Origin of the sequence: Ensifer sp. CCNWLY38 (assembly GCF_037120565.1) — a bacterium.
Lineage (GTDB): Bacteria > Pseudomonadota > Alphaproteobacteria > Rhizobiales > Rhizobiaceae > Ensifer > Ensifer adhaerens_H.
Genome location: NZ_JBBBBO010000002.1, coordinates 363198 through 377348, shown reverse-complemented (window position 1 = coordinate 377348; position 14151 = coordinate 363198). Strand labels below are relative to the sequence as shown.

General features: G+C 61.8%; 13 protein-coding genes. 7 read left to right on the top strand and 6 right to left on the bottom strand.

All coding sequences use genetic code 11. The annotated features are described in order from the left end of the window. Nucleotides 1-9: 9 nt before the first annotated feature. The 3 genes from V7S54_RS06080 to V7S54_RS06070 form a co-directional block, all read right to left on the bottom strand. On the bottom strand, nucleotides 10-1611 hold the full coding sequence (locus tag V7S54_RS06080) for a tetratricopeptide repeat protein (protein ID WP_336408403.1): 1602 nt from the start codon (nucleotides 1609-1611) through the stop codon (nucleotides 10-12). Between the two features lie 261 nt (nucleotides 1612-1872). Then, nucleotides 1873-2616 carry a polysaccharide deacetylase family protein gene (locus V7S54_RS06075; RefSeq protein WP_065373513.1) on the bottom strand — a complete coding sequence of 248 codons (744 nt, stop codon included), beginning with the start codon at nucleotides 2614-2616 and terminating at the stop codon, nucleotides 1873-1875. Between the two features lie 166 nt (nucleotides 2617-2782). Next, on the bottom strand, nucleotides 2783-5077 hold the full coding sequence (locus V7S54_RS06070) for an OmpA family protein (RefSeq protein WP_065373512.1): 2295 nt from the start codon (nucleotides 5075-5077) through the stop codon (nucleotides 2783-2785). Nucleotides 5078-5494: 417 nt separating this feature from the next. On the opposite strand from V7S54_RS06070, the gene V7S54_RS06065 reads away from it, so the two are divergent. From V7S54_RS06065 to V7S54_RS06050, 4 genes are all read left to right on the top strand, one after another. Beyond that, entirely contained in the window at nucleotides 5495-6277 is a 783-nt protein-coding gene (locus tag V7S54_RS06065; protein WP_065373511.1) for an ABC transporter substrate-binding protein, read from the top strand. Between the two features lie 168 nt (nucleotides 6278-6445). Then, nucleotides 6446-7249, top strand: a complete 804-nt coding sequence (locus V7S54_RS06060) for an ABC transporter permease (protein ID WP_065373510.1) — start codon at nucleotides 6446-6448, stop codon at nucleotides 7247-7249. After that, entirely contained in the window at nucleotides 7246-8076 is an 831-nt protein-coding gene (locus V7S54_RS06055) for an ABC transporter permease (RefSeq protein WP_065373509.1), read from the top strand. Before V7S54_RS06060 ends, V7S54_RS06055 begins: the two co-directional genes overlap by 4 nt. Nucleotides 8077-8241: 165 nt before the next feature. Then, entirely contained in the window at nucleotides 8242-8508 is a 267-nt protein-coding gene (locus tag V7S54_RS06050) for an usg protein (RefSeq protein ID WP_057248840.1), read from the top strand. Nucleotides 8509-8627: 119 nt separating this feature from the next. On the opposite strand, the gene V7S54_RS06045 is transcribed toward V7S54_RS06050, so the two are convergent. Next, the gene (locus V7S54_RS06045; protein WP_065373508.1) at nucleotides 8628-9353 is read right to left on the bottom strand and encodes a DUF2270 domain-containing protein; all 726 of its coding nucleotides are present in this window, start codon (nucleotides 9351-9353) and stop codon (nucleotides 8628-8630) included. 204 nt (nucleotides 9354-9557) lie between these two features. Here V7S54_RS06045 and V7S54_RS06040 point away from each other — a divergent pair, with 204 nt between their 5' ends. Next, nucleotides 9558-10385 (top strand): class I SAM-dependent DNA methyltransferase, encoded by an 828-nt coding sequence (locus V7S54_RS06040; RefSeq protein WP_065373507.1) that lies wholly within the window; start codon nucleotides 9558-9560, stop codon nucleotides 10383-10385. 198 nt (nucleotides 10386-10583) lie between these two features. Here the strand turns inward: V7S54_RS06040 and V7S54_RS06035 are convergent, their stop codons facing one another. Next, a complete protein-coding gene (locus V7S54_RS06035) occupies nucleotides 10584-11552 on the bottom strand; it encodes a DMT family transporter (RefSeq protein WP_065373506.1) in 969 nt (322 codons plus the stop codon). 503 nt (nucleotides 11553-12055) lie between these two features. On the opposite strand from V7S54_RS06035, the gene V7S54_RS06030 reads away from it, so the two are divergent. Next, nucleotides 12056-12925: an NAD(P)-dependent oxidoreductase gene (locus V7S54_RS06030; protein ID WP_065373505.1), complete on the top strand. Its 870-nt coding sequence runs from the start codon at nucleotides 12056-12058 to the stop codon at nucleotides 12923-12925. After that, nucleotides 12922-13623 carry a DNA alkylation repair protein gene (locus V7S54_RS06025; protein ID WP_336408404.1) on the top strand — a complete coding sequence of 234 codons (702 nt, stop codon included), beginning with the start codon at nucleotides 12922-12924 and terminating at the stop codon, nucleotides 13621-13623. The genes V7S54_RS06030 and V7S54_RS06025 overlap by 4 nt, the downstream gene beginning before the upstream one ends. A 21-nt stretch (nucleotides 13624-13644) precedes the next feature. Here the strand turns inward: V7S54_RS06025 and V7S54_RS06020 are convergent, their stop codons facing one another. Beyond that, entirely contained in the window at nucleotides 13645-14133 is a 489-nt protein-coding gene (locus V7S54_RS06020) for an Lrp/AsnC family transcriptional regulator (protein ID WP_336408405.1), read from the bottom strand. Between the last annotated feature and the right edge of the window lie 18 nt (nucleotides 14134-14151).

Below are 14151 nucleotides of genomic sequence, written 5' to 3'. Positions count from 1 at the left end.
CCTCAAGCTTCAACGCTGCGAGGCGTCGCGATACTCTTTCGGCAGCGCGGCAAGCGCCTGTTGCGCCTTCTGCATCCATTGCGCGGCGGCCTTGGCATACCATTCGGCCGCGGCCGAAAGATCCTTCTCCACACCGTCGCCTCTGGCATAGGCGATGCCGAGATTGAGTTGCGCATCGGCATTTCCCTGTTCGGCGGCCTTGCGAAACCACCTGACGGCAGCCGCAGTGTCGATTTCCACGCCGATCCCGTTGAGATAGGCCATTGCGAGATTGTACTGCGCCAGGGCATAGCCCTGCTCGGCCGAAAGCGCATAGAGCCGGGCTGCTTCCTTCACGTTCTTCTCGAGGCCCTGGCCGTTGGCGTACATGACCGCCAGATTGAATTGACCTTTTGGATCTCCGCGCTCAGCGAGCGTCAGGAACCAGTGGTGCGCTTCCGCGTAGTTTTCCGCCACGCCGGTACCGTTCAGGTACATGACGCCGACATTCATCTGGGCCTGGGAATGCCCCTGCCTTGCCGCCTTCAGGAACAGTTCGAACGCCGCAGCCTCGTCCTTCTCGACGCCTCGCCCCAACATATAGAGGATCGCCAGATCCACCTGCGCCGAGACCATGCCCTGGTCGGCCGCCTTGCGGCACCAGGTCACCGCCTCCCGATCGTCGCGCCCGAGCCCGAAGGCGCGAACGTAAACGCTGCAGAGGAGGTTTTGCGCATCCTTGTTGCCGGCATCAGCAGCAGGCCGCAGCCAGCGAATTCCCTCCTTGGCATTAACCCGCCCGGCCTCACTGTTGAAATAGAGCCTGCCGGCATTCGCTTGTCCCTTGACGTTTCCCTGCTCGGCGGCACGCAGATACCAGCGTAGGGCCTCTGCCAGATTGCGTTCTACACCGGCGCCTTTCTCGTACATGAATCCGAGATTGAATTGAGCGCGAGCCTCCCCGGCGACCGCGGCCCGAGACGTCCATCGGTAGGCCTCCGCGTCATTCTTCAGCGTGCCGTTTCCTTGAAAATAGGCGATGGCCAGATTGTGCATGGCCGACACCAGCCCCTGCTCTGCCGCCTTGCGATACCATTCGAAGGCCGCGGCCTGATCGCGCTTCGTGCCGCGCCCTTCCTGAAGCATATAGCCGAGGTTGTATTGCGCCGTTGCATAGCCCTGGTCCGCTGCCAGCCGATAGTAGGCGACGGCCTGCACCTCGTCCTTGGCAACACCCAAACCCTGTTCGTAGTGAACCCCGAGATTGTATTGCGCGGCCGGCGTGTTCTGCTCGGCGGAGAGCCGAAACCAGCGGAGCGCCTCGGCATAGTTCTGCTTCACGCCTTCGGCGCCGTTGAAATAGATCGTAGCAAGGAGGAACTGCGCTTTCGCATTGCCCTTCTCGGCCGGGTTGCGATACCAGCCGATGGCCTTCATGACATCGCGGGCAACGCCCTCGCCGGTCTGATAGCGCATGCCCACATCGACCTGCGCCTCGACATCTCCTTCTTCGGCACGCTGCAACACCTGCTCGAACGGCGGCAATGCCGTCCCTGCGCCATCCGCGCGAGCAGATGACGAGAGCATCTGCGACAGCAGCGCAATAACAAGCCCGAAGACGACACGTTTCATCCACCCCTCCAGAGCCAGGCATGGCGCCTCAAGCCTATGGGGAGACGCCGGCAACGGAAAACGGATTTCGACGGACCGCCTCAATGCGTCGAGCAGCGGCCTTTCATAGCCATGAGGCATGCCGTTTGGCCGCGCAATCCACCACGCGAGCAGAGCATCGAACGATGCCACGCCCTGGAGAGATGTCACTGGATGGCAGACGTTTTCCCAGGGACAGCCACTACATGACGGACGTTTTCAGGCGTTAGCCGCCAAAGACGGTCAATTCGTCGCGCCGACCGTCATTTCATCCGGGACGTCGTTCAGCCGGACGAAGCTGTAGCCCTTCGCCTTGAGGTCGAGAATGCCGCGCGCGACGCCCGCGCCGGCGGAATGGGTCGGCTGGTTGATATGGGCAATGATGACGTCGCCGTCCTTCGCTGCGCGTATCCGCTTCTCGGCAAGCGCTGCGCCGAGCAGCGAGCCGCCGTCGCCGTTCACCGAATAGCCGGCGATGCGATAACCCATGGCGCGAATCTGGCTCATCGACGAATGGGTATATTTGGCGGTAGCGCCACGGAACCAGTGCGGCGCAGGCAGGCCTTGCGCCTTGATCGCCGTCGCACCGCCATCGACTTCGGCCGCAACAGCCGCCTCGGAGCCGGCCGCCGCCAGACCATAGACCGAGATCTTCACGTCGATCGGCGGCACGTGCATCGCGCCGTGATCCTCGATTTCAAACAGATCCGGATGCGCCTTCATCACCTCGACGACGAGGCCGTTGCGCTTCAGCCAGCGCGCGGTCACGAAGATCGTCGCCGGAATGTGGTTCTCGATCAGCGTGCCGAGGATGCGCATGTCGGTCGCGCCACTGCAGGCATCGAGCGTCAGAGCGACACGCGGCGCCCCGCTCTTTCCATCGGGATTGGCCGGCAGCCGCAGATCCGGCTCCACAAGCCCCGGCGCGGCAAGCGCCGATTGGGTGAGCAAGGCGAAGGCGAGGAACGGTAGGGCAACGGCTTTCATGGCAATCCGGAAATTTAAGAGGCTGGAGATCTGTGAAACGACAGAAACCCGCCTTTTGCGAGGCGGGTTTCCGAGAGTTAACCGGGCAGTCCTGCCCGAAACTTGATCAGCGCTGGGCGACTTCAATCAGCGCTGGGCGACTTTGTTAGCGCTGCGCGAAGATTGCTTAGCGCTGCGCGACTGGGCGAACCAGCGGCGTCACACGACGGATGGTGACGCGGCGGTTCTGCTGTTCGGCGTCCTCCGTGCGCACCTTGAGGAAGCGCTCGCCGTAGCCCTGGGTCACCAGGTTTTCCGGCGGGATGCCGTAGACCTCGGTCAAGAGCGAGGCGACCGATTCGGCGCGCTTGTCCGAAAGCACGAGGTTCGAGCGGTCCGAACCGACGGCGTCGGTGTGGCCTTCGATGAAGAAGGTTTCGCCCGGATCCTTGGCGAGGACCTTCTCCATAGCAGCTGCGACCTTGCGCATGGTCTTTGCCTGCGACATCGACACCTCGGCGCTGCCCGTCGGGAAAGTGATCGTATCGAGGTCGACACGACGAACCTTGTCGCGCAGGCGGGCGGAGTGACGGACCTCGTCGATCGTGTAGACACGCTCGACGCGCTCCACCGGCGGCTCGGACAGGAACTCGTAGTAGTCGCGGTCCGGATCGTCGGAAACGTCGGCGATATAGTCGCGTACCGGAATGCGCAGGCGCATCGGAGGCAGTTCATAGCCGACGTCGATGATCGCCGGACGCGGACCTTCGTCACGCTCAGGCGCATAGATCATCAGATATTCGTTGCCGTCGCGATCAACGCGCGAGCGCTGCAGGATGTCGCCGTAACGGTTGTAGACGGTGACGATCCGGTAGCCGCCCGGACGCAGGATGGTTTCGCGGGTGCGACCGCGCGGAAGCTCGTCGTAATAGGTCTCTTCGGCATCGTGGCGCAGGCGCGGACGATCATCACCACGTACGAAGATCTGGTCACCGACCCCAAGGATCACGCGGTTGTCGACCTGCTCGACGACCTTCACCTCGGTGATGTTGTTGGTGATGTTGTTGACCGTCGTGTTGTTGTTGATCACCGTGTTGTTGATGACGGTGTTGTTGACGATGTTGGTCGTCTCCGGAACCACGAAGACCGGCGCCTCATCGACGCGCGTGCCCTTTTCGTTAAGGTTCGCCTCGATCTTCTGCGTCAGGTCGGCCGGGGTCTCGGCGGTGATGGCAGCCTGGGATGCGGCATCGTCGGCCGGCGCCGGCGCGTCTTCTTCCTTGGCGCGCAGCTCCTCGCGCAGCTTCTGGCGCTCTTCGCGCGCCTGGTTGCCGCCGGCATTGTCGGCGTCCTTGTCGCTGTCGAGCACGGCCGCACCGTTTTCAACCGGCAGAACGACGGTCTCGTCGGTCGCCGCCGGGTCTTCGGCGATCTTCACCTTCTCTTCTTCGGTGCGGGTGTCGACCACCTCCGGAACCGGCTGCTGCACCTGCGGCTGCTGCTCGGCGGTCGCCGGCTGCTCGGTCCCCGGGACGGGCTGACCTTCGCCGGTCTGCGGCTGCTCGGTGCCAGGTACTGGCTGGCCCTCGCCGGTCTGCGGTTGCTCCGTGCCAGGTACTGGCTGGCCTTCGCCAGTCTGGGGTTGCGGCTCCGTGCCCGGCGCCGTTTCGGTCGGCGCGGGCTGTTCGCCGGCCTTCTGCTCCTCGGTCACGGGCGGCTGCTCGCCAGCCTTCTGCTCCTCGGTGGTCGCAGGCTGTTCGGCTGCCTTGCCACCTTCCGGCGGGCATGCGGTCGATGCATCCTGGCCTTCCGGAACGACACAGGTACCGGGCTGAGCCTGTTCCGCAGCTTTCTGCTGCTCGGCAGCTTTCTGCTCTTCAGCTGCCTTCTGCTGTTCGGCAGCCTGGCGGGCAGCTTCGTCTTCTGCAGCCTTCTGCTGTTCAGCGGCTTTCTGTTGCTCTTCGGCAGCCTTCTGCTCGTCAGCTGCCTTCTGCTCGTCAGCGGCCTTCTGCTGATCAGCCGCCTGGCGAGCGGCTTCTTCTTCAGCTGCCTTCTGTTGTTCAGCGGCTGCGCGGGCAGCCTCTTCTTCGGCAGCCTTCTGCTGTTCAGCGGCTGCGCGAGCAGCCTCTTCCTCGGCAGCCTTCTGCTGCTCAGCGGCCGCGCGGGCAGCCTCTTCCTCGGCAGCCTTCTGCTGTTCAGCGGCCGCGCGGGCAGCTTCTTCCTCGGCAGCCTTCTGTTGTTCAGCCGCCGCACGGGCGGCCTCTTCCTCGGCAGCCTTCTGCTGTTCGGCAGCCTGGCGCGCGGCCTCTTCTTCAGCCTGGCGCTGCTTCTGCAGCAGCAGCTCTTCCTCAGACTGACCGCCGCCCTCCTGTGCAACCTCGAATGGCTTCATCAGGTTGTCGGCGACCGCGGGCGGAACCGCGACGGACACCGACAGCACCGGCAGCGCGACGGTTGCAAACAGTTTGGATCGAATCGACATTTGTCTTCCTTCCTCTTCTTGGGAGGTCCTGGTCCCGCATCCTCTTCCCAGCGTATGACACGGCTAAGAATGGATGCGAACGCGAATACTCACGGGGCCTTGACCCAAGGTTCCGGCTTTTTTGTGTTGCCAACGACACGCGCCGTCAAGTGCAATGCCCGAGCCACGCGCCGGTTCCTTGATAAGGGCTAGCGGAGGCAAGATTAACCGGCGCTGAACGCACCGTTCATGTTCATTGCGCGCCCCGTCACCACAATCTGCGGTCGAAATCCTTTTCCCGGTGAGCACCTTCGCTTTCCTGTTGATTTTTACAGGAAAAGAGTACGAATATCGCCGCAACCGGAGGCAAACGCTCCGGCGCAAATTGGCATCCGTGAAAAACAAGAAACCGGATGTCGGCCAACAGAGAGGACTATCATGCGTATTTCCAAGCGGCTGGCAGCCGCCGCATCGGCTGCCGTTTTCGTGCTCATGGCAGGCTCGGCCATGGCCGACGGCGAAAAGGTCGTTATCGGCACGGAAGGCGCCTACCCGCCCTTCAACAACCTTGCAGCGGACGGCACGCTGACGGGCTTCGACATCGACATCGCCAAGGCACTGTGCGCGGAAATGAAGGCCGAGTGCACCTTCGTCACGCAGGACTGGGACGGCATCATTCCGGCGCTGATCGCCAAGAAGTTCGACGCCATCATCGCATCCATGTCGATCACTGCCGAGCGCAAGGAAAAGGTCGACTTTACCAACAAGTACTACAACACGCCGCCGGCAATCGTCGTGCCGAAGGACTCGCCGATCACCGAGGCGACCGAGGCAGCGCTTGCGGGCAAGACGCTCGGCGCGCAGGGCTCCACCACCCATTCCAATTATGCCGAAGCGCATATGAAGGGTGCGGACATCAAGCTCTATCCGACGGCTGACGAGTACAAGCTCGACATCGCCAACGGCCGTATCGACGCCGTCATCGACGACGTCGTCGTGCTCTCCGAATGGCTGAAGTCGACTGACGGTGCTTGCTGCAAGCTGCTCGGCACGCTGCCGATCGACCCCGTCATCAACGGCGAAGGCGCCGGCATTGCCGTGCGCAAGGGCGACGACGCGCTGCGCGAAAAGTTCAACAAGGCGATCGAAGCGATCCGCACCAACGGCAAGTACAAGGAAATCAACGAAAAGTACTTCCCGTTCGACGTTTACGGCAGCTGATTGACGGGATCCGGCGCGATTTCCTAGTGAATCATGCCGGAGAAACGTCAGTTCATGCGAAAATTGCAACGGCGGACGGCTTGCCCTTCCGCCGTTTTTGTTTGACAAGAGCCTAAAACAAAGCGCGATCGATACACACAAAAACGGCGCAAAGGGGAAACTTCTGACATGAGCGGGTTGTTTGCCGGCTTCTATTCCATCCTCTCCTGGATCGGATCGATCGTCGATCCATTCTGCGGCCCCGTCGGGGTCTTTCGTTGGCTGGCGCCCGGCACCTTGCTGGCCTGCGGCGATACGGGCTGGGGCGACGATATCGCCTACGGCTTCGTGGTAACCGCGAGCCTTGCCATCGCGACGCTGCCCGTCGGCCTGCTGATCGGCTTTTTCATCGCTCTCGGAAAGCAGTCCGAAGAGCGCACCATACGGTTGGCCGCCAACATCTACACGACGATCTTCCGCGGCCTGCCCGAACTGCTGACGCTCTTCATCGTCTATTACGGCCTGCAGATCCTCGTTCAGCAGCTGCTGGCGACGCTCGGCTACGAGGGGCCGGTGGAGATCAACGCCTTCTTCGCCGGCATGATCGCGCTCGGCGTCGTGTTCTCCGCCTATTGTTCCGAAGTGCTGCTCTCCGCCTTCAAGGCCATTCCACACGGACAATACGAAGCCGGCGATGCCCTTGGCTTGCATCGCGGCAGGACCATGCGCCTCATCATCCTGCCGCAGCTCGTGCGCATCGCGCTGCCCGGTCTCGGCAATCTCTGGATGGCGCTGCTCAAGGACACCGCGCTGGTCTCGGTGGTGGGCCTGACCGACATCCTGCGCCAGACCGGCATCGCCGCCCGCGTTACCAAGCAAGCCTTTGAATTCTATGGTGTCGCCTGCGTGCTCTTCCTGATCCTCGCGATGATTTCCTCGATCGTCTTTGCGAACCTGGAACGCTGGACCAAACGTGCGGAGATGGGCCGATGAGCGCTGTTGCAACGATGATCCCGCCGCAGGCCCCGCCTCCGGTTCCGCCCAGGCCCTATACGCTGACCCGCTTCGTCGGCAGCGTCGCGCTCGGAGTCTGGCTGGCGCTTGGCGTCGGCATCTTCCTGACCATCGTCGATGGCTGGGACCCGGAAAAATTCGCAAGATACGGTCCGCGCTTCCTTTCCGGTCTCGGCGTGACGCTGATGCTGGTCTCGATCTCGATCGTGCTGGGCGCCATTCTGTCGCTGCCGATCGCGTTTGCCCGCATGTCGAAGAACAAGCTCTGGTCGTGGCTCGCCTACGGCTATGTCTATTTCTTCCGCGGCACGCCGCTGCTCGCGCAGCTCTTCCTGATTTATTACGGCCTCGGCAGTTTCCGCCCGCAGCTGGAAACGGTCGGCCTGTGGTGGTTTTTCCGCGATGCGTGGAACTGCGCGCTCTTCGCCTTCACGCTCAACACCGCAGCCTACCAGGCGGAAATCCTGCGTGGCGCAATCGAGAGCGTGCCGCGCGGACAGCGTGAAGGTGCCGCCGCCCTTGGTCTGCCCGAACGCGTCGCTTTCTGGAAGATCATCCTGCCGCAGGCGATGATCGTGGCGCTGCGCCCCTACGGCAACGAAATCATCCTGATGATCAAGGGCTCGGCGATCGTCGCGATCGTCACCGTCTTCGACCTGATGGGCGAAACCCGTTACGCCTTTTCCCGCACCTTCGACTTCCAGATGTATATCTGGGCAGCCATTCTCTACCTGATCATGGTCGAGATCCTGCGCAACATCTGGAGCCTGCTGGAAGCGCGGCTGACCCGTCACCTCAAGCGCTAATTCCTGATATCGCCGACGAACAAAGCTTGGCAGCACTCTCCGTGAGATGCTGCCAAGCTTTTGTTATTTCTGACGAAAGTTTCATTTCAGGGCAAATATTAGCCCTTGATTAAGAAATCGAGCGTTTCATCATAGAGACCAACCTTTGCGAGAAGTGAGGTCCTAATGACGAACGAAATGGAACTGCAACTGAAGGGCTACGGCCTGACGACCGCCCAGATCCTCTACCACATGCCGGATCATCCGACCTTCCTCCAGACCTATGTGTGGCAGCACTACGACCTGGCACCGGACTTTCCGGAAATGCGCAGCTTCCTGAAATTCTGGGAAGAGAAACTGGACGGGCCGCTGCATTCGGTGCGCTATGTCCACCGCAAGCTGATCTCAGCCACGGAATGGCGGGCACTGAAGGGCGAGTTCATCCTGCACTGAACCGCCGATCGAAACCGAGGAGCCTGGAGCGGCCTTTCGGTCAAGCTGCCGACGTTGCGATCGGCAAGCCTTGATAACTGCGATCGCTCTGCGTTGCGGCCCCTGCAGGCGATGGGCCCTCAGACATGCACCTCCCCATGCGCCAGTTCGCCTTCGCGCGGTTCCCGATGTAGCGAGCCGTAGAGCACCAGGGCATAGAATAGCAGAACACCGATGATCACCGGCCAGCCGGACAAGGGGCCGAGCGCCGCATTCTGGGCGACATCGGCCCAGGTGCGCACGTGGCCGAAGGGCTCGCCATTGGTCGAGATCTTCGGCGAGGAAATCTTCAGCGTCCAGGCAAGCAGCAGGATCAGATACATCCAGCAGTAATTGCGCTGCAGCCGCCGGCAGACGGCCTCGCGGTAGCTCATCAGAAAGGCCGGCTTGCGCAGGCTCTTGGCGATCGCCACCGCCCAGTTGAGGTTCGGGGTGCTATCAGGTGCCAGAATTTGCGCGAAATAGCCCCGCTCCAACTGCCTGACACGCGCCCGGTAGACATCGAAGAAGCGATAGCGACGTGCCTCGATCAAGAGCAGCAGCGTGATCAGCAATATCGCGAACAACAGCACGCTGTGGTGCGACGATGGGGTCGACAAGGAAACGGACAGCAGCGCCGCGGCAACGGTGATCGCCCAGTTCGAGGTTCGGTCGATGCGGTCGCGCCAGCCGGCCATGCGGCCCATTTCACCGCGATAATAGTGCACGACTGCGTTGATCTGCTCCTGGGATGTTTGCGGCAGCGGCGGCCCCTTCGGCTCCTTGACCTCCGCACTGATGATCAGCGGACCGAGCTCGGCGGACATCGGCGTTCCTCCCGTCTTTTCTTATGCTTGCGATGATGACTCCTTTCCCCTCGCCGATAAATCCCGATGGCGTCGCATGGCGCCGTTTTTCGTTCAAAAAGGCCAATGAAATCCTGACTCTCTCCCGGATACCGCTTGATCCGCCCCGGTAAACGATCGGCGACGGCGATTGCCAAACCGCCTCTGCGGACGTAAGAAGCGCCCATGACCCAGAAGAGCACGAAAATCGACGAGGAAGCGCTGGCGGAAGCCTATAACCGCGCCCTTTCCCTGGAAAAATCCGGCAAGTTCGATGCCGCCGCCGACGCCTATGCCGAAGTGCTGGCGCTCGACCCGGAAGACCACGGCGGCGCTGCCGTGCGCCTTGCCTCGATGGGACGCGGCGAGACGCCGGTGAAGGCGCCTGACGCCTATGTCGCCACCCTCTTCGACCAGCATGCCGAAGTCTTCGACAACGTGCTTGTCGACCAGCTCGGCTACTGCGTGCCGCTCCTCGTGCGCCAGCGGCTGCAGGCGCTTGAGCTTGGTCCGTTCGATCGTGTGCTCGATCTCGGCTGCGGCACGGGGCTCACCGGCGGCGCGCTCCGCGACATGTCCGACGACATCACCGGCGTCGACCTCTCCGAAAACATGGTCGAGATCGCCCATGAGAAGGATCTCTACGAGACGCTCTACGTCGCCGAAGCCGTCGACTATCTCGATGACAACGACGACGAGCCCTTCGATCTGATCGTCGCGACCGACGTGCTTCCCTACATGGGCGCGCTCGAAGCGCTGTTCTTTGGCGCCGTCGACAATCTGGTGCCCGGCGGCCTGTTGATCTTCTCCAGCGAGACCCTGCCTACAGAGACCTTCGCCGGCCGCGATTTCATGGTTGGCCCGCACCAGCGCTTCGCCCACGCCGAGAGCTACCTGCGCAACCGCCTTGCCGCCACCGGTTTCGAGATCGTCGAGGTCGGCGACATCACCGTGCGTTTGGAAGAAGGCGAGCCGATCGCCGGCCATCTGGTGGTCGCCCGCTTCAAGCCCTGATCACCTGCATGCTTCCTTAAGTCGTCAGCGATGTAAGGGGTGCCGCGGCGCTGAAGGCGGCGCGGCATGGCCGCATACGAAGGGAGCATCCCACTTTGCGCCCTTCCCTCTTCTCGAGAGCTATCTAACAGGTGCCACCAGTCGCACCTTTTGGCCCATAGCGCGACTGGGCGCCGACGATGATCGGGCGCTGAGCCCTTACTGGTGCGCCAGCGCCGTCTTGCCCAATGAAAACTGCCTTTCGTAGAAAATGCGAACTGACAGAACGACCCCACCGATGAGGATTGCGACCCCTGCAGCTTCCATCGCGGTCGGCCATCGAGCATGAACGATCAGACCGCCGACGACCCCAAATGCCGTTTCCGAAACGATCAATTGCGCGGCCAGTGCAACGGGCAAGCTTCGAGACGCGACATTCCACGCCCACACTCCGCATACGGTTGCCAGAAGCGCGAAGGACGTACCCCAAAGATAGAGTGAGCCGGCGGCGTGCCACCCAAAACCGAGTTTTGGCAGCTGAAAGAGACCCATCGCTGCTCCAGCCGGGTAGAAGGCCAGCATCAAGACCCCTCCGCCAACGAGTATAAGCGCGGACCACACACCAGAGGGCATTTCAGGTCGGGCGGCCAAGGCGGCCTGATTGGCAATCGCAAACCAGACCCATAACGCCACCGCCGCAAGCGCCAGCGGAACACCGATCCAGAAGGAACGGACGGATTCCAGTCCCTCGGCCGTGAACGCTGTGCCGTTGACGAAAACAAGACCGAGCAGCACCAACATGAGAGGCACCATCAGGGATTGCCATGACACCGATCCCTGCCGCTGGTTGCCGACCACCATCAGAACGAGCGGAACCAAACCGAGAAAGGCGGGAGCGATCACCGGCCCGGCAAAGATGGCAGCTCCTGTCACCGTCAGGAAGTAGCCGACATAGCCGATGAAGGCGAGCCAGATTGCTGAAAGCCAGTTTCGGAGCGTCAGGTGTTGTATCACCCCTTTATCCGAAAACAGAATACCGAGGCCGACCAGAGCCGAGACCACATGACGGACAAGAGCAAAATCAAAGGTGGAGTAGTCGCCGATGATGAAAGGCACAACGAAGTTGAGTGAAAAGGCGAAAGCCGCGAAGAGCGCGGCAAGAACGCCTATGTAGAAACTCTTGTCCATAGTCCGGCCTCATTGGTTTTTCGGACGCAAATGCTTCCCTTCACGGTCCGCCATGCATGTGTTTGACAAACACCTTTTCCAGATTGGAAGTCGGCGCTTGAACCACCCAGCAATTGAGCGAACCGTGCCTGGAAGGGCGCGTTGGACTTCTACTTCGGGGCCAACGTCGCTGGATTAGAGCGGCTACATGTATACGGCGTGTGTTTGGCGACCGCAGATGTGTACCAGAACGTACGGCGGGTGGGTTTTCTCGGCAGTTGAGGCGCTTAGAGCATCCCGCTTTCAAGTGGAATCACTGAAAGCGGATAAGATGCTCTAGAATCAAAGTGCTAGAGCGTCCTTAGTGCGTTCGTCTGAACGCACGGCGCTCTAGTGACTGCTCGCGGTACGCAACTGCCACGCCACCCTCGTCACCATTGCTGGCCTGTGCCGCATAACAGCACTCTTTTCCGCTCCCGTTCCATCGGCTACACCAAAGCGAAAGCAATGGGAGTATTCGGAAAATGGCAAAGGTCGCATTCATCGGTCTCGGCGTGATGGGATATCCCATGGCCGGCCACCTCAAGGTCCGCGGCGGACACGAACTCACGGTCTATAATCGCACCTTCGCCAAGGCCGAGAAATGGGCGGCCGAGTTTGGCGGCCGCGCGGCGCGCACACCGGCCGAAGCTGCCGATGGTGCCGAATTCGTCTTCTCCTGCGTCGGCAATGACGACGACCTGCGCTCGGTCACGACCGGCAAGGACGGTGCCTTTGAAACACTGAAGGCCGACGCCGTCTTCATCGACAACACCACGGCCTCTGCCGAAGTCGCCCGCGAGCTCTACGAAGCCGCAAAGGTCCGCAAGGCCCACTTCATCGATGCGCCGGTCTCCGGCGGACAGGCCGGCGCCGAAAACGGCGTGCTGACCGTCATGTGCGGTGGCGACGAAGCGGCCTTCGACCGGGCAAAGCCCGTCATCGAAGCGTTTGCCCGCATGGTCGGCTTGATGGGAACGGCCGGCGCCGGCCAGATCACCAAGATGATCAACCAGATCTGCATCGCCGGCCTTGTCCAGGGGCTCGCCGAAGGCATCCACTTCGGCAAGAAGGCCGGTCTCGACATCGAGAAGGTGATCGACGTCATCTCCAAGGGGGCTGCCGGCTCCTGGCAGATGGAGAACCGCCACAAGACGATGAACGCCGGCAAATATGACTTCGGCTTCGCCGTCGACTGGATGCGCAAGGATCTCGACATTGTGCTGGCGGAAGCCCGCCGCAACGGCGCCAAGCTGCCGGTGACGGCTCTCGTCGACCAGTTCTACGGCGATGTCCAGGAAATGGGCGGCAACCGCTGGGATACGTCCTCGCTGCTCGCCCGCCTCGAAAAATGAGCCTCGGCCCGTCCTCGACCGCAGACGAGATCATCGCTCACCTGCGGTCGCTCAGGTCCGAAGATTATCTCGCCGGCATGGCGCGCTTCGGTATCGTCACCGAAGCCGCCCTCGGGCTCTCAAATGTCGAGCTGCACAGGGTGGCGCGGCTGGCGAAGGTGGATCACCGCCGGGCGCTGGAGCTTTGGCAGTCCGGCATCCGCGAGGCGCGCATTTTGGCTGCGTTTACCGCCGACCCGAAAGTTCTGACGCTGGAAGAGGCGCGCCGCTGGGCTGAAGATTGCAATTCCTGGGAAGTGGTCGACACCGTTGCCGACCTTTTCATCGCCGCCCGCTTCGAGCGCGAACTGATCCCGGAATTCGCGGCCGACGAACGTGAATTCGTCCGGCGCATCGCCTTCGCGATGATTGCGACCGCCGCAGTTCACCTGAAGAAGGAACCGGACGCGACGCTCCTCACCTGGCTGCCGCTGATCGAAAAGCACGCAACCGACGAGCGGAACTTCGTCAAGAAGGCAGTCAACTGGGCGCTCCGGCAGATCGGCAAGCGCGATGCCGCCTGCCACGGTCCGGCATTGGCGCTCGCGGAGCACCTGGCCGCAAGCACAAACCGCGCCGCCCGCTGGACGGGCAAGGACGCGGTTCGCGAGCTTTCGAGCGACAAGGTCCGCGCCAAGCTTGGCCTCGTCGAAAGCTGAACCCTTCCGCGTGAGCCGGGCTCAGTCTTCGCTGGATTTCGCCTGGTCGATCATCATGTAGTCGAGCGGCAGCTCGGTCGTGTATTTGATCTGCTCCATGGCAAAGGCGGAGGAAACATCGCGGATCTCGATCTTCGCGATCATGCGCTTGTAAAAAGCGTCATAGGCAGCGATATCGGGCACGACGACACGCAGAAGGTAATCGACTTCGCCGCTCATACGATAGAACTCGACGACTTCAGGGAACTCGGCGACGACCTCGGAGAACCGGCGAAGCCATTCCATCGAGTGCGAATTCGTGCGGATCGAAACGAACACCGTGACCTTGGTGTTGATCTTCACCGGATCGAGAAGGGCGACACGGCGGCGGATGACGCCGTCCTCTTCCATCTTCTGGATGCGCCGCCAGCACGGCGTGGTCGAAAGTCCCACCTTCTTGGCAAGGTCGGCAACGGCCAGCGTGGAATCCTCCTGCAACAGGCGCAGGATTTTGCGGTCTAGGCGGTCCATGAAAGTCCCTCTCGAATT